The 22,288-nt window shown below is 64.6% G+C and carries 13 protein-coding genes; 8 read left to right on the forward strand and 5 right to left on the reverse strand.

Annotation, left to right across the window (positions count from 1 at the left end):
* Positions 1-35: 35 nt before the first annotated feature.
* The 3 genes from TSO5_RS18845 to TSO5_RS18855 all read right to left on the reverse strand — a co-directional run bounded on the left by TSO5_RS18845 (position 36) and on the right by TSO5_RS18855 (position 2,364).
* The gene (locus TSO5_RS18845; RefSeq protein WP_146203805.1) at positions 36-443 is read right to left on the reverse strand and encodes a hypothetical protein; all 408 of its coding nucleotides are present in this window, start codon (positions 441-443) and stop codon (positions 36-38) included.
* Between the two features lie 1,032 nt (positions 444-1,475).
* Entirely contained in the window at positions 1,476-1,652 is a 177-nt protein-coding gene (locus TSO5_RS32750) for a hypothetical protein (RefSeq protein WP_158282451.1), read from the reverse strand.
* Positions 1,653-1,851: 199 nt separating this feature from the next.
* A complete protein-coding gene (locus TSO5_RS18855; protein ID WP_109152991.1) occupies positions 1,852-2,364 on the reverse strand; it encodes a winged helix-turn-helix domain-containing protein in 513 nt (170 codons plus the stop codon).
* A gap of 584 nt (positions 2,365-2,948) precedes the next feature.
* Between TSO5_RS18855 and dpdE the strand changes: the two genes are divergently transcribed.
* Genes dpdE through dpdD form a run of 8 tightly spaced genes read left to right on the forward strand, consistent with a single transcriptional unit; the run spans position 2,949 to position 20,845 of the window.
* Positions 2,949-6,188 carry a protein DpdE gene (dpdE, locus tag TSO5_RS18860; RefSeq protein ID WP_146203806.1) on the forward strand — a complete coding sequence of 1,080 codons (3,240 nt, stop codon included), beginning with the start codon at positions 2,949-2,951 and terminating at the stop codon, positions 6,186-6,188.
* Positions 6,188-8,761: a protein DpdF gene (gene dpdF / locus TSO5_RS18865; protein WP_109152993.1), complete on the forward strand. Its 2,574-nt coding sequence runs from the start codon at positions 6,188-6,190 to the stop codon at positions 8,759-8,761. The genes dpdE and dpdF overlap by 1 nt, the downstream gene beginning before the upstream one ends.
* Positions 8,758-9,660 carry a protein DpdG gene (gene dpdG, locus TSO5_RS18870; protein WP_109152994.1) on the forward strand — a complete coding sequence of 301 codons (903 nt, stop codon included), beginning with the start codon at positions 8,758-8,760 and terminating at the stop codon, positions 9,658-9,660. The genes dpdF and dpdG overlap by 4 nt, the downstream gene beginning before the upstream one ends.
* Positions 9,657-12,785 (forward strand): protein DpdH, encoded by a 3,129-nt coding sequence (gene dpdH, locus TSO5_RS18875; RefSeq protein ID WP_109152995.1) that lies wholly within the window; start codon positions 9,657-9,659, stop codon positions 12,783-12,785. Before dpdG ends, dpdH begins: the two co-directional genes overlap by 4 nt.
* Entirely contained in the window at positions 12,782-13,510 is a 729-nt protein-coding gene (locus tag TSO5_RS18880; RefSeq protein ID WP_109152996.1) for a hypothetical protein, read from the forward strand. The genes dpdH and TSO5_RS18880 overlap by 4 nt, the downstream gene beginning before the upstream one ends.
* On the forward strand, positions 13,507-18,057 hold the full coding sequence (gene dpdJ, locus TSO5_RS18885) for a protein DpdJ (protein ID WP_109152997.1): 4,551 nt from the start codon (positions 13,507-13,509) through the stop codon (positions 18,055-18,057). The genes TSO5_RS18880 and dpdJ overlap by 4 nt, the downstream gene beginning before the upstream one ends.
* Positions 18,054-18,593: a phospholipase D-like domain-containing protein DpdK gene (dpdK, locus tag TSO5_RS18890; RefSeq protein ID WP_158282452.1), complete on the forward strand. Its 540-nt coding sequence runs from the start codon at positions 18,054-18,056 to the stop codon at positions 18,591-18,593. Before dpdJ ends, dpdK begins: the two co-directional genes overlap by 4 nt.
* On the forward strand, positions 18,590-20,845 hold the full coding sequence (gene dpdD, locus TSO5_RS18895; protein WP_109152999.1) for a protein DpdD: 2,256 nt from the start codon (positions 18,590-18,592) through the stop codon (positions 20,843-20,845). The genes dpdK and dpdD overlap by 4 nt, the downstream gene beginning before the upstream one ends.
* Before the next feature lie 159 nt (positions 20,846-21,004).
* Here the strand turns inward: dpdD and TSO5_RS18900 are convergent, their stop codons facing one another.
* Together TSO5_RS18900 and queC are read right to left on the reverse strand one after the other, a co-directional pair.
* A complete protein-coding gene (locus TSO5_RS18900) occupies positions 21,005-21,544 on the reverse strand; it encodes a 6-carboxytetrahydropterin synthase (protein WP_109153000.1) in 540 nt (179 codons plus the stop codon).
* Positions 21,545-22,252 (reverse strand): 7-cyano-7-deazaguanine synthase QueC, encoded by a 708-nt coding sequence (gene queC, locus TSO5_RS18905; RefSeq protein ID WP_109153001.1) that lies wholly within the window; start codon positions 22,250-22,252, stop codon positions 21,545-21,547.
* Positions 22,253-22,288: the final 36 nt, after the last annotated feature.

Below are 22,288 nucleotides of genomic sequence, written 5' to 3' on the forward strand. Positions count from 1 at the left end.
GCAATGCCCGTTCGCGTAGAAGGCTCCGTGACCGCTCAGGCGGACGGACGCGGCGGAGGCAGGTCCGGAGTGGTGGAGATGCCGCGCGACGGGTCGTCGGTCACGAAGCCATGCGCGTCGGCGTCCGCGGAGGGCGGAGGAATAGCGAATGCGGCCGTGGGCAGGCCGCCGCAGACCGTGATGCATTGAACCGTGGAACACCGCGCCAGACCGGGCGCGTTCCCGTTGCGGCCGCAGGGCCGCTCGGCGTCACGGGCGGTAGACACGAACTCCTGCACGATGGTTTGCCGCTGGTCCGCCACCGCGGTGACCACCTCCGACCTCTGGGCGAAGGCCGCACCGGGAAACGCCTTGACGGAGCCCGAACCGGCGGCGGCAACCAGCGCGGCCAGCATGAGCAGGCCCGCCACCAGTCTTCGAACCATGGTCGCCGTGCGATCCAACAGCGTCTCCCCGATGTGCTCCCTTGAGGCCAACCGCGATATGGACGTGGCCGCACCCCTACCCTGCTCACCCTTCCGCGAGCGGTGGCGGGATGCCGCGTCAATCCTGTCGTCAGTGCCGCATCACCGATGGAGCCACTCTGGCCCCTGCCTGTTCGGATCGCAAGCAAATCCATTAGACATTAGGAAACTACGTTCTATCGGCTGCGCCCCGACTTGGCTGGCGTGCCGATACGGATCTCTGTTTCCCTAACGAAGGACAATCATCATGGTGGCCATGTGGAGTGCCCAACTGTCGGTGATTTACCACCTCGGTTTCGGGCGGCACTCCACATGCGTCGGTCGCCCGTTTTTGAGCGACAACTCGTATGTCGTCCGGTGATCGCCGCAGGAAAGAGCGCGCGGTCAGCGCCGTCGCCAGTACCAGACACCGGAACGGAGGGAGAGGTGTGCCAGCGTCGCCACGCTCGGCGTTGCGGGGTGCGCGCTGCCCGTAAGCTCTTGAAGTGCTAGCCGTTTGGAGAGGTTGGTTGGGGGACTAGGACCCCCAACTGACATCTCCTGAAACCCTTGCCAGCATTGGCTCACCACGGTCTCGGCGCCAAACAACAGCACAGAGATGGCACAGTCGGATGGCACATTCAAGCCGGCCAATCGGGCAGTACAGAGAGGCGGGTGGCCCGGAAGAACGGTTCATTGGACTGCCTGTACGTGGTCCACAACATCGAGGCCGCAGAAGTCCAAGAAATGCGGCTCCCTCCTGCCCCTTGGCACCCCGATCACACACCCGAAACCAAACACCTTGGGCCTAACGGAAAAATGTACTTCCCCGGCATGCAGACTGACACCGCCGAGCCTAAACAATGACAAATGGGAGCCATGGGTAGCTGGTGAGGGAGCTGAGACGCCCTGGTGTGGCGGTGAGGGTGTTCCAGGCGTCGCAGCAGGCCTGGACGACGGCGTCGTAGTCGTCCAGGAGCCGATGGGAGAGGAAGCGCTCGCGCAGGTGCAGCCAGACGCACTCGACCGGGTTCAACTCGGGACTGTAAGCGGCAGCGGCACGAACGCAACGTTGTCCGGCACGACCAGCGCCCGCGCTCCATACCAGCCGGCCTGGTCGAGCACGAGCACTGCGTGGACGTCCGGTTCCAGGCTCCTGGAGAAGCCGTCCAGGAACAGGCTCATGGCGGCGGTGGAGACGGTCGGCATTACCAGCGCGAAGTCGGCGCCGCTGGCCGGGGAGACGGCGGCGTAGAGGTAGGCGGAGGTGAAGCGCTTGTCGCACAGCCCGGCCGGACACTGCCCGCGCTCCCACCAGAAATGCGTGGTGCGGCCCTTCTGACCAATGCAGGCTTTGTCTGGAACCAGAGCTGGAGGCGGCGGTCAGGGTGTGCGGCCGCCGCGGCCTTCAGGGCTTCGCGCAGCCCCTTTTTTGGAACGCGGCTTGCGCCTTGGCGTCGGACTGCGGGTGACGGGGCCGTGTCTTCTGCGTCAACAGCCCTGACCGCCGCACAATGCGCGACAGGCTGGCTGGATGCAGCGTCTTGGCGAAGCGTTCGGCGATCACCTCGCACAAGATCGGCAGGGTCCACTCCTCGCAGCCTTGCCGCTTGGGATCGCGGCCGACGAGGACCATCGCCTTGAGCATCGCCAATTCACCCTCGCTCAGCCATTCCCGCCGACCGGGTGGCGGACGACCACTCAGTTCGGCCACACCCTCAGCGTTGTACCGCACCACCGCATTGCGCAGGGCTTGGCGGTCCATGCCGGCCGGACGCGCTGCCTCACCTCGGCTCATTCCATCAAGAGCATGGGCGATGGCGAACATCCGTGCCGCCACCCGCCTTCTTCGCTCCCGCCGCGCCGAGGCGCGCGACTCGCTGGTGTTCAGGTCTTCCCGGAACGTCAACGCCGCTGCCATCCGCTCTTTCCCATCGAAATGAGGAATCGAATCATCGTTCGCTCGACTTGGGAGTCCCCTTCAGTGAGTCAGCGCCTCCGCTGGCCGGTATGACACACACAAGGCCGCAATCCCGCTGTGAAGGGGTGGCATTGGATCAGCGGTTCTTTCAAATCATGCGCAGCCAAGCAGAGGTTGAGTGGGCGGCACAGGAAAGTCGGTGGCAGGCGCAGGCTTGCTCGCAGGCCAGGAAGACCACGGAGGGAGAATGCTTTTTGCATCACTCAGCACCTTGTGCGCAAGTCAATCGACATTTATTGAGCCGGGCCAGTTCCGATCGACGCCACACCACGTCAGGCACTCACCGCGCCGATTGCGCGTTGCATTGAGACATGCTACTAGAGCGGATATAAAGTGGCAATTTTACCGAGCGATGATGAGAAATGTGATTACTCAATCGGTTTGGATGCGCTCCGATGCGGGAGCCGTGCTGCCGGCGCAGTTCTTGCCCAACCTGCACGTAGCTAAATACCACAGCGGATTGGGTAAACTCGCAATGTACTGAGGCAGCCATTTCGTGCGAAACGACGGCGTGGGAGAAGTCTGTGTTTGTAAAAGCCCGCATCGGTGAAAACGCTTCGCTCGGCATTGGGAAGCTCATCCATCAGCATGGCCAATCCTGCACAGTCGAGTATTTTGACGCGCCGTTTGCAGACGGAATATTACACACCTACCATACTAGTGAGATTGAACCGATTACGCTTCCCGGGCAGACGCGCCTTTACTATTTCAATCCAAGAACTGGAGCTTGGGAGATCGGACGACTTCTAGAGGATTTGGAAGATCGTCTGCACGTTAGATTTCCGAACGGCTCAGACCGTCTGCTGCCTGCCAGTGAGGTGTTCGTCCGCTGGGCACGTCCAATCACTGATCCAACGCCCTTCCTTGCTAGCCGGATCAACGAAACGCCGCATTTCGCCGATGGGCGTAGCGGGTTCGTCCGCTCGATCATGGCCCAGCGCGCCGTGACGATGGGTATGTCCGCGCTCGCTTCCTCTGCCGTGGAACTCGAGGCACATCAGATCGAGGTAGTCCGCCGTGTCCTACAGGATCCTGTGCAGCGATACCTGCTAGCGGATGAGGTGGGGCTCGGCAAGACGGTCGAAGCCGGCGTCTTAATCCGGCAATGCGTCCTCGACTTCGGCGGCCACGGGATGATCGTGGTGATCGTACCAGACGCGCTGGAAGCCCAGTGGCGTACTGAACTCGTATCCAAGTTTTTCCTTGGCCATTGCTTGGACAAGCTCATCCACGTGCTGCCACTCAGCGGCCATGAACGCATCAAGTCCCTGCTCCGCGGCGCGTCTATGCTGGTCATCGACGAAGCGCACCACCTGACAGGCAAGCCCGCGGGGCCTGAGGGGGCGCTATATGCGGACGTCGCCGCCGCGGCGCCGGACATCGAACGCGTGTTATTGCTCTCGGCGACGCCCGCGCTCCATAACGAGCGGGGTTTTCTGGAGATACTCCACCTCCTGGACCCCGACACTTACCCATTGGACGACGAGGCTGGACTCCGCCGCCGCATCGAGAACCGGCAAGTGCTCGCGGGCATCGTCGCTGGGTTGGCCCCCGAGAATGTTCTCTACCTTGACCCCACGCTGGACGAACTCACAGCCTTGTTTGCGGACGACCGACTGCTCCAGGAGCATGTCACCGCCCTACGGGAGATCGCGAACCGCCTGCCCTCAGAGGACGACCCGGACCTCGTCGCGGCAATCGGGCGGGTCCGCGCGCATGTGGGCGAGATCTATCGCCTCCACCGCCGCATCTTAAGACACCGGCGTCGTACCATCGTCGGCTTGACGCCCGGCCGATCGGGCGCGACCCGCATTGAATATGGATGTCCCGCGACTGCAAGGGCCTGTGAAGCGGCGGAGGCATGGCGGTTCGACGAGTCGACGGCGGCCGACGACGGTGGCGCGCACGTGGAGCGGGGGACGGCTTTCCTCCAGGTCCTGGACCGTATCGCGGAGTATGCCTGCTCAGGGAGCGGGACAGTCGGCGGTTTGGCGCGGCGTGCGGACTTGGTCGGCGACATCGAGAGGTTTGCGACGATCAATCGCCGGCTGTCCGGGCGTGAGGCATTCGATGCTCGCGCGGATGCCCTAGTCGAGGCGCTGAAGAAAAATCTCAGGCCGAAGCAGCAATTCGTGGTCTTCTGCTCGGAAAGCGAAACCGCGGATGCCCTGGCTGCGCTGCTCCATAAACGGCTCGGCGTCCCCGTGGACCGTCATGATCCTGGCAAGGAAGACTGGCTCGCCTTCAACAGCGACACCGGACGCCCCCTCCTCGTCTGCGACCGCCGGGCCGAGGAGGGGCTAAATTTGCAGGGCGGCCGCAAGACGGTCGTCCATTACGATCTGCCCCTCAATCCGAATCGCGTGGAGCAGCGACTTGGGCGCGCCGACCGCTACGGCTCTGGAGACGCCGTCCGCTCGCTTGTCCTAGTCTGCCGCGACAACCCGTTCGAGACCGCTTGGGTGGACTATCTCGATCGTGCCCTGCGGGTGTTCGACCGTTCGGTCGCCAGCCTCCAATACCTCATTGAGGAGACAACCCGCGGCCTCTGCGGAGCGTTGTTCCGCGAGGGCGCCGAAGCGGTCACCGACCTTACCCAGTCGAGCGCGGGTGAGGACGGCACTATCGAGCGTGAGATCCGCAACCTCGACCAGCAGGACGCCTTGGATGCGCTGGGCGCCCCGCCGGTTGACACGCTGGACGCGCTTGCAGAGGTGGATGACGATTGGCGTGAGCTCGACCACGCCGCCTCCGCGTGGATCGAGTTCAACCTCCAGTTCAGCCGTGTCGACGGCCAAGCGGACATGGGCCGTTCTGGAGCCGAGGCTGATCCGTTCTCCTATAGGTACATAACGCACCAGCCACATACGCTGGTGCCGCTTGAAACCTTCTATGAACGCTGCGCGACGTCGATCGACAAGGCGTCGATGGGCAAGCGCGGGCGCGTGTTGAAGACTGTCCCGCTGACCTACCGGCGCAAGACCGCACTCAGCCGGGAGGGCAGAGCCGCCCATGCCCGCCTCCTGCGGTACGGCGACCCTTTCATCACCGGTATGTGGAACCTCACACAGGACGACGACCGTGGGCGGTCGACGGCATTCTGGCGCTTCTTTCCCGGCCTCCGGACCGAGGGAACCGCACACTTGTACTTCCGCTTCGACTTCATCGTCGAGCCAGACCTCACTTGCGCGCGTGCCGTCTTGGCGGGCGCCGGGAAGTTGAGCGATTCGGCGCAGGCTGCAATCAAGCGGAGAGGAGACATGGCCCTTCCGCCAACTTTCCAGACAATATGGCTTGACCAGGAACTCGAGCCAGTCACGGACGAAGCTGATTTAGCGAGGCTGGTACTTCCCTATCGCCCCGAAGCGCAGCCCCAGGGCGGTCGGGATTACAACCTCAACCCCAGTCGTTGGCGGAACATCGCGCGGCTGGGCCTGCCGCAACTGACGGATTGGCCGGCCACCTGCCAAGCGGCGCGCAGGCGCGCCGAAGAGGTGCTGGGCGACCTACCCACGTTCCGCGATCTTATCAAGGGGGCACTGTTGCGGTCCAATCGTGTTGACCAGGAGCGCCTTGGACATTTGCACGCCCGCGCAGATCGGCGAGGACTACCCACCGACCAAGCGGATTGGGCACTCGAGCGCGATCTCTCGGCAGCGCTCAGCCAGGGGATCGCCTCGCCGTCAATCATGGTGGACGCGGTTGTCGCAAGTTTTGTGTGCGGTGACGCGGCAGCAACCGCCACGGTGGACAGGCGGGACTGATGGCGTCGCTCGACTTCGAGACGCTGCACGACGTCCTTGAGGGTTGGCCGCTCACGCCGGTGCCGGCGCGCGGCGCCGACGGCGTATTCGATAGGATCCGGCAAATCCTGTTCCAGGCGCAGCCATTGGGGAGGCCCGCGCGTTTCTCCGACTTGATGTCGCTCCTCCGGCATGCCCTTCGCCGCCGTACCCTCCAAACAGGCGCGACGGCCCGCCTGCGGGTCCCAGCGGATGGGGATTGGCCCTCCCGCGACGACTGGGCCCGTTTCGGCGTCCGCGCGCAGTCAGTCGCCGTCGCACGATACCTGATCGAAGCGGTTGCCTGGGCGCCTGCGTGGATGGACGCCGAGGACACCCCCCTTTTCGAGGACGCTTTCGCGGAACGGGACGTCCGCATCGACCGGCGCCGTGCGATCGACCCTTTCCTCGCGGAGGCAAGCGGTTTCACCACCTACATGTCCGCGGGCCAGCGCGAGGCGGTGCGCAGCGCTTTCCTCTTGCCGCCCGGCGAGACACTTGTCGTCTCCCTCCCTACAGGGTCGGGCAAGAGCTTCGTGGTTCAGGCACCCGTGCTGACGCGGGGCCTGGAAGGCCCGCTCACCATCTGCGTCGTGCCGACGACCGCACTCGCGCTCGATCAAGCGCGGCAGATGGAAAGCCTACTGAAGGACCGACATCCGCGCCTTGAGATTCCAACGCTTGCTTGGCATGCGGGGTTGACCGACGACGAGCGGTCCGCCGTGAAGTCGGCGATCCGTCAAGGGACGCAAGGCATCCTCTATTCCTCCCCGGAGGGTGTGACCGGAGCGTTGCTCCCGGCGCTCTACGACGCTGCGCGGGACGGATTGCTCGCCTATCTCGTCGTCGACGAGGCGCACCTCGTCAGCCAGTGGGGTGATGGCTTCCGGCCCGCATTCCAGATGCTCGCAGGCGTTCGGCGGGGCTTGCTGGGCGCATGCGGGGCGGTACCGTTCAAGACCGTGTTGATGTCTGCCACCCTGGCGCCTGACACCGTCGCTACGTTCGACACACTGTTCGGCCCAGCCGAGACCGTCCAAATGGTCTCCTCGATCCACCTGCGTCCGGAACCGCAGTATTGGATGCACAGGGAGGACGACGAGGACGCGAAGGCAGCGAAGATCCTGGAGGCCGTTCGGCACGCGCCACGCCCCTGCATCCTCTATGTGACGAAGCGGGACGACGCCCGTGATTGGCTGACCCGCTTGCGTCGTGCCGGCTTTGCGCGGTCCGAGTGCTTCCATGGCGAAACCAACGACGCTGACCGTCGGCGAATCGTCGACCAATGGGCGCGGAACAGTCTCGACATCATCGTGGCGACATCGGCCTTCGGCGTCGGCATCGACAAGCGCGATGTCCGTACCGTGATCCACGCGACGGTCCCAGAGACGCTCGACCGTTTCTACCAGGAGGTTGGGCGCGGTGGCCGTGACGGTCGCGCGTCCGCCTCCTTGCTGATCTACTCCGCCGTGGACCGGGAGATCGCCGATAATCTGGCCGCTCCTTCTCTCATCAGCGAGGAACTCGGGTTTGAGCGATGGTCGGCAATGTCGGGCAGTGCTAGGGCGCTCGACCCGATGGGGACCCTGCTCGAGGTCAACCTCAGCGTTGTTCCGCCCCGGCTCAACCGCGAGACCGACTACAATGCCGCTTGGAACATGCGCACGCTGATCATGATGGCTCGTGCAAACATGCTCGAACTGCGGTCGCTCCCACCTGAAACGCTTGCGCGGCAGGAGGGTGAGGCCGAGGCGGCCTATGAACTGCGTGCCGATCTGTACTGGGCCCGATACTTCACGCGTGCGGTCGTCCAAGTCTCCGAGGTTACCCATCGTAACCGGGACGCGTTTGACGTGCGTATCAGCGCCGAGCGCGAACGCTCGTTCAAGGCCGCCGAGGCCGGCCGCGGCCTTTTGGACAGGCTGCTCAGTGGCGCGGCCGAGGTCTCCGACCTGCTCCATGAACTCTATACGAGCCACGCACCACGCCGTACCGTTGTGGTGTCGCGCGCCTGTGGCGGCTGTTCGGTCGACCGCAGGAGGGACGGGCCCAACGTCCGCTACGCCGAGCCGGCCTCGTTCGGCATCGAGGGCGTGGAACCCTGTGACACCCGCCTGTTCCAGGAACGGTTCCCCCACCTTGACGCCGCCGCCCCGGTTTTGCTGCCGCTGCCGGGTACATTGAAAGCGGCGGAGGTCGTCGCAATCCTTGCGGACCTCGTGTCGACCTTCGGCATTCGGGAGATCGCGGTCCCCGACGCCATGCGCGGCCTCGAGGGACTGACACTCCTCCACCGGAACGCCCGCGATGGCATCCTCTTCGTGCAATCGACCGACGAGGAGGAGGCCACGGGCCCCACTGCATACCGCGTCGCCCGCGCCTCGCTCCTCGCCTCAGGTCCGATGCCCGAGCACCTCCTCCTGCTCGAGAGGCCACTGCACGTCATCCTGGTGCCCCCAGCGGCACCCGATCCCCATCACCCGGGCCGGCGACTGGCCGAGACTGGGACCAACGTCCTCTCATTCGACCAGTTCAAAGCCGGGGCACGCCGATGAGCATCCTCAACATGCCGAGCGACGGGCTATTCAATGTCGCTGTGGTCTTGGTCCGCGCGCTCGTCCGTTTCGGTCCCAGGCCGCGTGATGAACTTCTTCTCTCATGTGGGTTCGGCGTCGACGCGATTGATCCCGCGCAACTCACCCGAACCCTCAACCGTTGGACGGAACTGGGCCTCTTCGCCGCCGAAGGCGCAATGGTTACTTTGCGTGAGCCCTACCGCGCAGAACTGGGGAAGGCACCCGACATCGCGGAACGGCGCCTCCCGAAGGTCATGCGCATGATCGCGCTCGCACCTGAGAACAACCTCCGGTTCTGGGAGGCCGAGGAAAACAAGAGCGCGGACCTGAGCCGCGGCTTGTCCTGGATCCTGGCCCAGGACGTCTACACACTCGACACGGGATCACACAGCAAAATCCAGGCCCTTGAAGCCAAACAAGTGGCCGACAAATCCAGATGCATGCTTCAGAACGACACGCGGTGGAACGGCCTGCGAACCTGGATGATCTATCTTGGATTTGCGCGGGGCGGGCCACAGGTGACAGTGGACCCGACCCACGCATTGCGGGAGGCGCTGCCGGACATCTTTGGCGACGAGCGCGTGCTTCCTGCGCGGGTTTTCGTGGACCGCGTGGCTCAGGCGCTGCCGGTCTTCGATGGCGGCGCGTACCGACGTCAGGTAGAGGGCACCCTGACGGGGCCAAGCTGGACGCCGCCGCCCGACGGGATGCTCTCGACCTCCTTCTCGCGAGCGATCAAACGCCTTGACCATGAAGGCCTGGTCGCGGCTGAACAGCGAAGCGACACCGAGGACGGTGTGTCCCTGGTTGGCGCGAACCAGCGGCGGTGGCGGCGCATGACGCATGTCCGCCGTATTCTCGACGATAAGGGGGAATGATGCCCGCGAGCTACTGGCCCAAGGCCGATGCGGTCAACGCCTGCATCAAGAACGAGGCCGAAACCGCCGACGTCTCGGTCCTGCTCGCGGTCCACCAGCCTACGCTCCTAGTGAAGCGCGCCGAGGGTAACGGGGCCGAGGCGCCAGCGACCGAGCAGGACCTGCTCGACGCGTTCACCTCCGAAGACGTGCCCGGCGGCTACCTCCTCGTCCCCGTCACAGGCGTGTCGGGCGCTGGCAAGTCGCACGTTATCCGTTGGCTCGACGCGCAGTTGCAGCGTTCGGCGATGCGCGACCGGTTCCACATCATCCGCATTCCGAAGAGCGCCAGCCTGCGCAAGGTGGTCGAACTCATCCTTGATCCGCTCAAGGACGACCCGCGCTACGCAAAGCCGCGGCAGGACCTTTCGCGCGCGGTCGCCGAGGTCAACGTCACGGATGCCGTCGTTACCTTCAGGGCCCACCTTGAGAATGCGTTGAGAGCACGGCGCGAACAGATGCTGGCCGAGTTCCGGGAGCATCCCGATCGGGCGCATCTCAAGGCGCTGATCGCCCATGCCGGCGACCTCCCCCGGCTCTTCACCGATGCCGCGCTCGAGAAGCATTTCATGGACAACGTCCTTTCCCGGGTCGTCGCGCGGGCGCTGAACGGCCGTGACGGCGATGCGGACGAGGAGGATAGCCTCTCGCGTTTCACAACAGCCGACCTCCGCCTCCCTGATGGAGCCCCCCTTGACCAGGCGGCCGAAAGGGTCAGACAGTACTACGTGCGGAACATCTCCTCGGTGGGACCGGAGCGTCTGCAGCCGGTGATCGAGTTGCTGAACAGTGCGATCGACCCCGCGATCGGCAACGTCTTCCAACTCGAGCAGAGTACGGGCGGCATCACGCTTCAGGACATCATCCTTGCGGTCCGGGAGACGCTGCTCAAAGACGGAAAGGACCTCGTACTGCTCGTCGAAGACTTTGCGGCCCTTGCGGGCATCCAGGAGGTGCTGCTCAAGGTCTGCATCCAGGAAGGGGAGTACGAAGGAAGGAAGGTACGGGCGACCATGCGCACCGCGCTGGCGCTCACCGATGGTTACCTTAGTTTCCGGGACACGATCCTGACGCGCGCGCGCCGCGAGTGGGTGGTCGGCGGCCGGCAGCAAAGCGACGAGGAGATCAAGGCGGCCGTGGTCGAGATGGTGGGCGCCTACCTCAACGCGGCGCGGTGGGGCACCGACGACCTTCGCCGGCACTTCCAGCGCCACGGAGACGAGAGATCGCTCACCGGGTGGCTGCCGTCATGGCGCGACGAGGCCCTCGACGAGGCCGGGAGTGCGGCCGTTGCCGCGTTCGGGTACAGCAATAGGGGCGACGCACTCTTCCCGTTTAATCGCGATGCAATACACCTCCTTACCGCCCGCCACCTGGAAAAGGGCGGGCGGTTGGAGCTCAACCCGCGCCGCGTCATCAACGAGATCCTGCGGACTACGCTCCTCATGCGCGACAGCTTCGAGGCGCACGGGTTCCCGCCCGGTGAGTTCCAGAGTTTCCGGCCGAACGCGAGCCTCGCCGGCTGGATTAAGCAAGCGCACCAGCCGGAACCCATCGCCCGCCGGCTCTCGAGCCTCCTCGCGGTTTGGGGCGGCAACCCGGCCGATCACGCAATGATCGCCCACATCCACCCGCAGGTCTTCACGGCCTTCCACCTGCCGACACCGGCCGAGATCGCCAACATCGATTTCGTTCCCGAAAAGGGTCCCGATGATCTCAGCCCGCGGGAAGGGGGAGCCGGCACCACCGACAACCTATCGTCCCTGACTTACCTGACGCCTGTCCTGACGCACGTGCCACAGGTCCAATCCCAGGACCCCAAGGTCGCAGACATGCGCTACAAGCTTGAGAAGTGGTCTGGGGGGAGCCAGCTCGAGCAGAAGGACGCGAACGAACTCCGCAAGGCACTCATGGACATGGTCCGGGACGCCGTGGACTGGCCAAGCCTTCGCATCCGCCCCATCGACTTGCCTCCGGGCTGGATTGAGATACCCCAGGCGCGCGGCAACGTGAACAGCCGCATCGCCGTGTGCAAGGATGCCAAGGACGAAGACGGGTCGGTCCGGGCAGGCCTGCTCGGGGCGTTCCGCTACGTGCTGAACAATCGGCGTTGGTCCTACCCCGAGGCTGACGACGACTACGTCGCGAGCGCCATGATCGTCGACCGCCTTGTCGCCCAACTCGTGCCCCTGCTCGTCAAGGCCACGGAAGCGCAGGTTGCCGGTCTCGGGCGCGCCCTCGTCACGCAGGCACGGATCATGGGGCTGGAGCCCGCTATACGCCTATCCAGCCCCGAGAGCGTGCTGAAGGCACTCTTCTCGACATCGGGGACCATGGCGGGACAGGGCTTTGATGATAATTGGGACCGATTGCGAACGAACGCCAGCGCCACCATTGAGGGGAAGCCTGGACGCGAGAGGCTCCAAGCGGAAGTGCTCGAGCGTGTGGCCTGTTTCCAAGGAACTGGCAAGACCCCGTTCGCGGTCGACATCGTGCGCCTCCTCGACGTGCTTGGCGACGAGGAAGCGGCGAAGATTGGCAGCGAGCAGTTGCCCGACGAGGTCAAGATTTTCGTGCGCCCGATCTCCGAGGCACGGCTCTGGGGCCAGATCACGGGCGTCGTGGCCAAGCTGAAGGGGTTCACTGCCGAGATCGGCGCCTATGTTGACGAGGGCTTCGACAAGACGACCTTTGTTGCCGACCTCCAGGAGGTCGTCCGCCTGATCGGCGCGACGGGTACGCCGGTCGCCTTGAAAACGCCGATCCGTGACTTCGAGCGGCAACTGGTTGAATTCCAGAGCAGTGCGATCAAGGATCTCGTCGGCAAGGCCAAGATCATCGTCGAGGCCGACCGCGAGCAACTCCCGAAGGTTCTAAATGCGTTGGGTGCACTCGACGTCGGACTGATCGGCCGCACCATGACGTTCCTGCAGCTTGCCACCGATCTGGTAGCGGCCACCGAGGCGGCGGTCGCCCGGGAGGAGGCCAGCCGGGGGCAGGTCGACCCCCTTGGCCTTGCCGCAGAGATCAGGGGCTTACTCGTGACCGTCGCGGGCGAAGCAGCCTATGAAGGGGCGGCACAATGAACACGGCACTGCCGGCACGGGTCGCGGCTCTCCGCGAACGGCTTACCCGACTGCACCAGACGGGCGCCGACGTCGCCGAGGCGTCCGAGCTCGAGGGCCTTCGGGCCGATCTCGCGGTACGCGCCGCGCGGCTTGTCCCTCAGCTGGAAAAAGGGAGGCTTCTGGGGGAAGCCGCCATCGTAGTCCCGGAACCCGCCAGCCTTACGGAAGTACGCAAAAAGGCCTTGGGCATCCAGGCCAAGTTCTCTGCCGTCCCCCGTGCGGCCACGCTCAAGAAGGGGCAGGCGTGGCGGACAATGCTCGAGCAGATCGACACTGCCGGCCGAGACCTCGCCAACACCGTTATGGCCGCGTGGAAGGGACATCGGTCGGTAGTCTTCGCCGGTGAGACCCCTGGGGCCATCGAAACGAAGCTTGCCAAGACAAAAGCCAACACCGAGGCACTCAGAGTTTACGAAACCCTTTATCATCAGTTCAAGATCGCGTTTGATTCCTTGCCCGCAGACTGGGCGGCAATCGAGCGCGCCCGCAGGCTCGGCGGGGAACTCGAGGCCGCAGCCAGGGTGTTCGATTTCAACGTGCCAGCCGAGGTGAAGTCATTTCTCGAAGCCGTGCAATCTGTGAGCGGGGCACCGCTCGACCTGCTGACGCCCGCGGTGCTGGAGTGGCTCCGCGAGAATGGCGGCACGGACGGCTACCGCGTCAGATCGGCGGACCGCACATGAAAGCGGATGAAGAACTCCTCCTCGCGGCCCTCGACAGGATCGAACAGCGCGAGGCGCGCCTCCTCGCCTGGGGATTGGTGGACGGGTTCCTGACGGTGGGCGAGGTGAGCGATCTCGTCGACCCTCTGCTCGACGACCCGACCTATGCCGACGGTCTAAGTTTCGTCAGTGTTGCCGAGGTTATTAGCGCCCTGAGGGAGCGGGCTCTCCTGTTCGACGTCGGCCGGATTGGGGAGCCCCGGTACCGGTCCAGGATGGCGGAGGCTGTGCGCCTGTTCTTCAGGCTTCGCCAACTTTTCCCGAAGCATAGCGGCGCCATCGGCTGGCAGGTCGCGCCGACGCTCGTCGCCGACTTCCGCTTCAGTTGGCGGCGCCGGCGCTATCCGCGTCGCGAGGTGTCGGCCGACGACGCCCGCAGCCGTATCCAGATGGCTACGCCCGACAACTTCGCGCGCGAGACGTTATCAGCGCTGATTGACAGCTACGGAACCGAGTTCAAGCTCGCCAAGTTCCAGGTAGATGCCGCCGCCCGCATCCTTTCCGGTTTCGAGCAACCCCGCTCGATCGGCACCCTGGTTAGTGCTGGAACCGGCAGCGGCAAAACTCTGGCCTTCTACCTTCCGGCCCTCTCCCGCATCGCTTCGCACATCCGCCGCGACCTCCCTGGTAGCCACTGGGTCAAGGTTCTGGCCGTCTACCCGCGCAACGAACTGCTCAAGGACCAGTTCGCTGAGGTGTACGGCCAAGCCCGTCGTCTCGACGCCGACCTTGCCAACAAGAACTGCCGGAAGATTCTGATCGGCACCCTCTTCGGCCCGACCCCTTACAATGCCGCCGACGCCGAGGAGCGTGCCGGTTGGCGTCGCCACGCGGGAGGTCTGATCTGCGACTATCTCCGCTGTCCCGACGGTGACTGCGACGGCGAAATGCTGTGGCGCAGCCAAGACCGCTCGGCCGAGACGGAACGGCTTGTGTGCCTGGCATGCGGCGCCGCAATCGAGAGTGACGAAGTCATTCTCACGCGGCAGCGCCTCGAGCGCGAGTGCCCAGACATTCTCTTCACTACCACCGAGATGCTGAACCAGCGCATGGGCGACAACCGCATGCGGCACCTCTTCGGGTTGGGAGAACGGCGCAGTCGCGCGGTCGAGATGATGCTGCTCGACGAGGTGCATACCTATTCAGGGGCACCCGGAGCGCAGGTCGCCTTCCTACTCCGACGTTGGCGCAGGATGCTGCGCAGCCCGGTTGCCTTCGTGGGTCTGTCGGCAACGCTGGCCGACGGCGAGAGGTTTTTCGCACGCCTCACGGGGCTGGGCTGGCAGGCGGCCAAGGAGATCGCGCCGCGTTCCCGGGACATGGTCGCCGAAGGAGCTGAGTACCTGCTCGCGTTGCGCGGCGACCCGGTTTCACGGACCGCCCTGCTCTCGACCACCATCCAGGCGTCGATGCTCCTGTCCCGCATGCTGGACGCGCCCAGCACCCGCAAGAGCGGCGGCATATACGGCGAACGCCTCTTTCTGTTCGCGGACAACCTCGACGTCATCAACCGCATGTACTTCGCCATGCTCGATGCAGAGGGCCGGCTGAGCAATGGGCGCGTCGACCAGAGGCGGCACCCGAACGGAGGCTTGGCCGTCCTGCGTTCCCCCATGGCGAGCGAACATCGAAAGCTTCATGGCCAGGATTGGCAGGCGGCCGTAGACATTGGGCACTCTCTTCAGCCTAACGACCGGAAGGCGGTCGGGCGCGTCATGTCTATGGATCCCGGCGTCGGCAGCAACCTGGACATCATCGTCGCCACCGCGTCGCTCGAGGTCGGTTTCAACGATCCCCTCGTCGGCGGCGTGATCCAGCACAAGGCGCCCAATGACGTCGCACAGTTCCTACAGCGCAAAGGACGCGCCGGCCGGTCGCGCGGGATGCGCCCCTGGACGGTGGTGGTCCTTTCCGATTACGGCCGCGACCGTGTCGCATATCAGGGCTACGACCTGCTGTTCGACCCAGAGGTGCCGGCGCGCACGCTCCCAATCGGAAACCGATACGTCAAACGGATGCAGGCGGTCTACGCGACCCTTGACTATCTGAGCCTGTTTATGGGCAGGACCGAACTCGGCAGCGTCTGGACAAACCTCTGTGGTCCAGCGACCCACGCGAGGCAGCGGGGCCGCCAGGCAAAGCTGGCCGAGTTGTTGCGCGGGATCCTCGCGGACGAAGCTCACTTGGAGCGTTACACCGACTATCTTTGCAAGTCGCTCCACCTCGACCGCGACGAGGTCGAGGTGCTGCTCTGGGACCGCCCAAGGCCCCTCCTGACTGAAGTCCTGCCAACCGCCTTGCGCCGCCTGGAAACGGAGTGGCGCGCCTTCGGGGACACAGGCGCGGACTACCAAGTGCGCAACTCGCCCTTGCCCGAATTTGCGCCTGCCAACCTCTTCAGCGAGTTGAACCTACCAGAGGTCGAGATCGTGCTAGGGCAGTCGGGCAGCGCGACGCCCGAGCGCGTCGCTATGCCAATCGCCCAGGCGATGCGGGAATACGCGCCGGGGCGCGTCTCGCGCCGGTACGGGATTAGCCACGCACTTGAAAGGCACTGGATCTGTCCGCAACTCGGACCAAACCGTGCACAGCGGTTCGCGCTCGAGCCTTACGTGCAGGCGGACCACCTCGGTGACTGGCAGGTCCGTGCGGGGAGCCAAGCCGTGCGCCTTCCTGTCTACCGGCCGCGCGCGCTCTCGGTCCAGCAACCGCCCTCCACGTTCACCGACACCTCGAACGCCCGTCTCCTGTGGCGGTCCCAGGTGGTCGCGCGCCAGGAGGGGCTCATCTTGTCGCCGCCAAGTGGCTGCCCCTGGGCGCGCCACATCGCGGATGTCCGGTTCCACACGCACCAGAACTCCAGCCCCGTCGAGGTGCGGCGCATGGCGGTCGGCAGCGACGCAGAGATCCGCCGCCTGGACGGAACGTCCTGCAGGAAGGAGTTCAGCTTCGAAATGCGTCAAGGGGACGCGGCATTGGGGTTCAGCCTCGGTGTTGACGCCCTCTGTCTGCGCCTCCGGTTCCCTGATACCCTCTGGTCGGATCCCAGTCTGGAAAGCGACCTTCTCAAGCAGGCCGTTCGCACCGCGCGTTTCCAGGACATGGCAGTGGTTGGCCCTTCTCTCGCGACCGTCGACAACCGCTTCGCCCGCGAATGGCTCGCCCACCTGCTGCTGGCTGCGATTAGCAACGAGGCCATGGCAAGCGCCGTTGGCATGGACGAGGCGGCAGCCCGACTCGAGAACGGTCTCGCTGAAATCGGGCTTAACGAGACGCTGGACATCCTCTTCCAGTCGCCGATCGTCGATGACCCTACCGGCCAAGGCAACACGCAGGACAGGCTCCGGCAGGATCTCGCCGCACATATCGCCGACCCGGTGGTCCGCGCCGGCCTGTTCGACCTCGCAAGAATTCTGTGGTCGCCCATAGGGGTGGATTGGGAGCCATGGTTGCGGGAGCGCTTTGCAGCGACGATTGCCGCGGCCGCCCTCAACGCCATCCTCAGCCTCTGCCCCGAGATCGATGCCGCAGGCTTGGTTGTCGACCTGGACGCCGGCCCCCGCGAACCGGATGACGTTCTCGCAGGCCAAGCCCCCGCAGAGATCTGGATCACCGAGAACGCGCCTGGCGGAAACGGCCAGATCGAAGAGGTGCTGCGGCAATACGTCGAGGACCCACGCCGCTTCTTCAGCCTGATGACCGCAGCGCTGCGTGACAACGATTTCGCCCTCAGCGATCATCAGTTACAACGGTTCCTCCAAGAGGTCGTCCACGACAACCCTGGCGGCGACCTCGCGGCCGCTGCCGAGGCCTTCCGCTCTGCGTGCGGCGCGGCGGAAAGTCACCGCGCCCTCGCGATGCTTCGCGATACGCTGGCTGCCGAGGGGTTCGCTACCTACCACGCCTTCATGGTCGCCCTCCTCAACCGCGTGCTGAGGCCGGGTTCAAGTCGGGAAAGCGACGCCTTCTTCCTTAATGTCATGCGCCACTGGTCAGCCGAGGAGCAACGGCTCGGTGTAGAACTCGACGCGCGTGTGGTCGCGTACCGGACCTCGCGTCGGACCGACATCGACGCCGCGCTGGCCTTCGCCGGTATCGACACGCCGACCATCAATCCCGACCAGTGGCGTTTCGGGGTCATTTATGGCCTACTCTGGCCGCGCGGAGCGCAGATCCGGCAAGCAGGCCTCCATCTCTACTCGCCCTACACCGATCTGCCGCCTCCCGAGCCGCTGCTGCTCGCCCGACATCTAGCGGAGGAGCAGGTTACGATCGCCCTTGAGGATGAGGAGTGGCCGGCCCAATGCCTCGCACGTCTTGCCGAGGTGGGCTCAGTGACGCTTGCCTGTCCGATGGCGTCGTCCGGACGGATCGCCGATGCACTCAACTTTCTGGCAACCAACCCTGTCCAGGTCGGCTACCTCTCCGTCTTCGCGCGGGTGCAGGCCGTACGCCGGTCAGGCGATACCTACCACATCGACGTCGACATTGCGGAGGCGCTCCAATGACCTTCGAGACGCGTCGTATTTTTAAGAGCGCGGTGACAAGCCAGAACCTGATCCGGGAACTCCTCCAACTCATGCTCCTTGGCGAGCTTCTGGCCCCCGGCGGTGAACGGGCTTGGCTCGTCAGCCCCTGGATCAGCAACTTCATACTGCTCGACAACAGGGCAGGCGGGTTTGGCTCGGTCAACCCGGAATGGGGGAGTCGCCAAGTCCGCCTGGTCGAGGTCGCGACCAGCCTTATGGCGCGCGGCACGCCGCTCGGAATCGCGACCAGCCTGGACGAGCACAATGGGGCGTTCATCGCCATGCTCGAGGAAGCCGCTGATGAGGCTGGTGTCTCGGACCGACTGCTGGTCGTCCAACGCCAGCACTTGCATACCAAGGGAGTGCTGCTCAACCGGGGCCTGCTCACGGGCTCCATGAACCTGACCAACAACGGCCTCGAGCTGAACGATGAAATGGTGGTTTACGACACAACGGTCAAGACATTGGCTGAAGCGCGTCTCAACTTCGAGTCCTATGCCGAGACGGAACGATGATCAGCGACCTTGACCCCGTGAACGCCACTTGGCTCCGCACCTTCTTCTCGCTACCCAATGAGCTCGACTGGGACAGTTTGGTGGACCGGACAGCGCCGCAGGCGATGCTCGATCAGGTGCTCCCTTGGCTGCGATCGCTCCGCGACGAGCGTGCACAAACGGCCGTCATCCTTCCCTTAGTCCAGAATGGAACGACGATCGCTTGGTATGCGACTGCGTGCAAACCGGGGGGCAGCCCGGAGCTCGAGGCGGACCTCACGGCTTGGCTCGGCCCAAGCTACCTAGCCTACCCGCCGGCCATGGCAGACGATGTCAACGATCCCACGGCGGCGGCCATGCGACGGCGCTTTGGCAACGCCGTTTACCGCTTCTCCGGCACTGACCAAGCCGCCAACGCCAGGATCGCAAAACGTATCGCCGCCTATGCCGCATTGACCGGACGACGTCCCATCACGACCAAGAGCTCCCTCCGGCCGGTCGGCGCCATCCGCGCGGATTTCGAGCGCGCGTTGCTGGTGAAGGACGGCCCGCGCGCCGAAGCGTTGGTCGCGGAGATGCGCGACACGGGACGGCTCAATGAAGAGAACCTCAGGTATCTCGACGTTCGGCTCAAGGCTGGCCTCGGCTTCTGGCCGCAGATCGCGCGCGACCATTGGCTCGTCAGGACGCTTGCCGACCTCCCGGTACCCCCGCAGACGCTTTCGGACATCATTGAGGCACTCTACCGGACCTATCTTGAGGACATCGAGCAGGCTGGAGATGCCGCTTCCCTGCTCCAGGCCTTTGAGCAGCGGATCGCGAAGGTGTACCCGCGCCTCCTAGCCTCTCGCCGCAGCATAAAGACGCCGCAGGTCGTCAAGGCTTTCCTGCTGTTCGAACGCTGCCAGCCGCGGCCAAGCGCGGGGGTTCTGGCCGAACTGCTGGAACTGCTGTCGCAGGACGACCCGGCTTTCCCCCTGTTCAGCGGGCTGGCTACCGGGGCCGGCACCCCGGTCAACGCCGAGGCCGACGCAGCCGCCGCTGAAGAAGCCTTCGACGACGGCAACTTCGACCGCGCCTTCGCCCTCTTCCTGAGCCTGCCCTTGGACAGGCGCTCTGTCCAGCGCCTCGTCTCCTGCGCGCTCCTGATCGGGACGGAGGAGGCCCGTACTAGGCTCCTCGGCAAGATTGATTCCGCCGCCCCCACACTGCTCCAGGGATTGGCAGAACCGGTCCGCGAGAAGCTTCAGGCGCTCCGTGCGGCCAAGGGGAACGGGGGCAGCACTTCGGGCCACACCAGGGTGACCGGGTGGGTCGCATGGGCGGAAGCCCTACGGGACGGACAGGACCTCCACGCGTTGACCTCCGTGTTGGAGGAAGCCGCGACTTGGGACGTGACCGCGTTTGGGCGAGACGAAGCGCTGTCCCGCCACTTCGCCACCCTCCTCGGAAATCTCTCCGGTGAAGCCGCGTTAGCGGCGCGCCGGGCAGTGCCCGCAATCTACAGTGCATTCTTCGCGCAGGGACAGGGGGGCAGCGGCCACAACAAGGCCGTCCTGTCCCTCCTGTTCGACCTCGTCGTGTTGGACGAGGCCTTGTCGGGCACTGACCTCGAGTTGCTCTCGATGCTTTTCGGCCACCTTCTGGCAATCGGCATCTCTTCGAAAGAGTACCAGTCCCTTCTGCGGGATTTGGAAGACGTGCAGGAGCGAGTCGGCTCCTACGCCCATCTCGCATGGGGCCTGGATGTCTGTGAGATGCTTGCTATCGCTCCGGCACCGTCAGTTGACGCCCGTGAGTCGCGCCTTCGGTTCTTTCTTGGATTGGTCAGCCAAGCAAAGAGCTTCGCGCACCGCTTGAAGCTGCAGGATACCCTTCCGCTCGAGTTCCTCTGCCGCGACTTTGGGGTTGACTCCGATTCGCTGGAAACCATGGGGCTCGTCGGCGACAGAGAGGCGGAAAAGCCGGCCCAAGACTTGGCAGGCAAGATGATCGTGATCTACACGCTGGCGGAGGCTGCTGGTACGCGTGCTAAACAGGCTTTGGAAAGGATGTTCCCTGGCGCCAGTGTCCAGGTGAACTCTGACACGGTGGCGACCGCGCGGTTGACCAGCCTCGCCAAAGCTGCTGACATCTTCGTCTTCGCTTGGAGGAGCAGCAGCCACCAAGCGTTCTACTGCATTAAGGAAGCGATGGCTGGGCGGGCACCCGTCATGGCGGCAGGCAAGGGAACCGCCAGCATCCTTCGCGCGGTACTGAACAACCTGACTTGACTAGGGGCCGACGTTGTGGCGCCGGCGCGAAATCGCGGTTGCCCCGCATTGGGATGCGCCTCGTCCAAGATTACCATTATTGGGTAGGGGCAAAACAACGTTTATGGACCGCGCGGTCGAGGACCGGACCACCGCGCGCCCCATACTGGGACGGTGGTTTCAATTTACGCCATAGTCCGCCCGGCAGTTCGGCGTTTCCCAGACCGTGACCTTGACCAATTTGGCCTTGCCGCGGCTGCGGGCTGAGACGGCCGGGCCCAGCCGCTCGTACCAATGCCGCGCGAGGCACTCGGCCGTGGGCGGGAAGGGGATGACGTAGAGCTTCTGGCCGAGACGCGTCTCCTCGGTTGCGGCGTAGCCCTTGGCGCGGACCGTGCCCCGTAGCTCTTCCAGCCAAGCCCCGGCGTCGATGCCCGGCGGCGCCAGCATCGCCAGCACCTCCTCATCGTGGAACGAGAGGATCAGTCCGTGGTCGCAGGGCGCGTCGACGTGTTCCATCATCTCCTCCTTCAGGAACCCAAAATCGAGTACCATTCCGTTTTCCTCGCCAGCGGCCTGCAGCGTGCCGTCGACCGAGCGGCAAGTGGCCTCCACCACGTAGCGGTGGCCGTGGAGGTGCCGGCACTTTGACCCATGATCGGGGATGCGGTGCCCAGCGTCGATCCCGATCTGCCGGGTTATGGTGAAACCCTCGCTCACTTACGCCAACCCTTCGCCGATCTCGTACCGCTCCCAGCCGGCTGACCGCAGGTGGCAGGCCGGGCAGTCGCCGCAGCCGTAGCCCCAGGGGTGGCGAGTAGCGCGGTCACCCTTGTAGCAAGTATGCGTCTCCTCGGCGACGAGGCGCACCAGCGCGCCGCCACCGAGATCCTCCGCCATCCTCCAGGTGCCGGCCTTGTCTACCCACATCAAGGGCGTGTGCAGCACCAAGCGGCTGTCCATGCCGAGATTCAGGGCGACTTGCAGCGCCTTCAATGTATCGTCCCGACAGTCTGGATAGCCCGAGTAGTCTGTCTCGCACATACCGCCGACCAGATGCCTCAGCCCGCGGCGGTAGGCAAGGGTGGCCGCGAAGGTGAAGAACAGGAGGTTGCGCCCGGGCACGAAGGTGTTGGGCAGACCGTCCGCCTGCATGCGGATCTCGGCGTCCCTAGTCAGCGCGGTTTCGCTCACTTGGCCCAGCACCGTGAGGTCGAGCATGTGATCGGCTCCGAGCTTTACCCCCCACCTTGGGAAGGCTGTCGTCAGCGCCTCGCGGAACCGCCTGCGGCACTCCAGTTCCACGCGGTGGCGCTGTCCGTAGTCGAAGCCCACAGTTTCTACATGGTCAAAGTGCTCTAGCGCCCAGGTAAGGCAGGTTGCCGAATCTTGTCCGCCGGAGAAAAGCACCAGCGCCTTGTTTGTCATTGCGCGTCTTTCTGTGAGTTGAGGTAAGCGCAGCTA

It is taken from the genome of Azospirillum sp. TSO5 (assembly GCF_003116065.1).
GTDB lineage: Bacteria > Pseudomonadota > Alphaproteobacteria > Azospirillales > Azospirillaceae > Azospirillum.

Coding starts and splice junctions, on each gene's coding strand:
- dpdJ (WP_109152997.1), top strand. CDS start 13,507: ATGAAAGCGGATGAAGAACTCCTCCTCGCGGCCCTCGACAGGATCGAA.
- dpdG (WP_109152994.1), top strand. CDS start 8,758: ATGAGCATCCTCAACATGCCGAGCGACGGGCTATTCAATGTCGCTGTG.
- dpdK (WP_158282452.1), top strand. CDS start 18,054: ATGACCTTCGAGACGCGTCGTATTTTTAAGAGCGCGGTGACAAGCCAG.
- TSO5_RS18855 (WP_109152991.1), bottom strand. CDS start 2,364: ATGGCAGCGGCGTTGACGTTCCGGGAAGACCTGAACACCAGCGAGTCG.
- TSO5_RS18880 (WP_109152996.1), top strand. CDS start 12,782: ATGAACACGGCACTGCCGGCACGGGTCGCGGCTCTCCGCGAACGGCTT.
- dpdF (WP_109152993.1), top strand. CDS start 6,188: ATGGCGTCGCTCGACTTCGAGACGCTGCACGACGTCCTTGAGGGTTGG.
- queC (WP_109153001.1), bottom strand. CDS start 22,252: ATGACAAACAAGGCGCTGGTGCTTTTCTCCGGCGGACAAGATTCGGCA.
- TSO5_RS32750 (WP_158282451.1), bottom strand. CDS start 1,652: ATGCCGACCGTCTCCACCGCCGCCATGAGCCTGTTCCTGGACGGCTTC.
- dpdD (WP_109152999.1), top strand. CDS start 18,590: ATGATCAGCGACCTTGACCCCGTGAACGCCACTTGGCTCCGCACCTTC.
- dpdH (WP_109152995.1), top strand. CDS start 9,657: ATGATGCCCGCGAGCTACTGGCCCAAGGCCGATGCGGTCAACGCCTGC.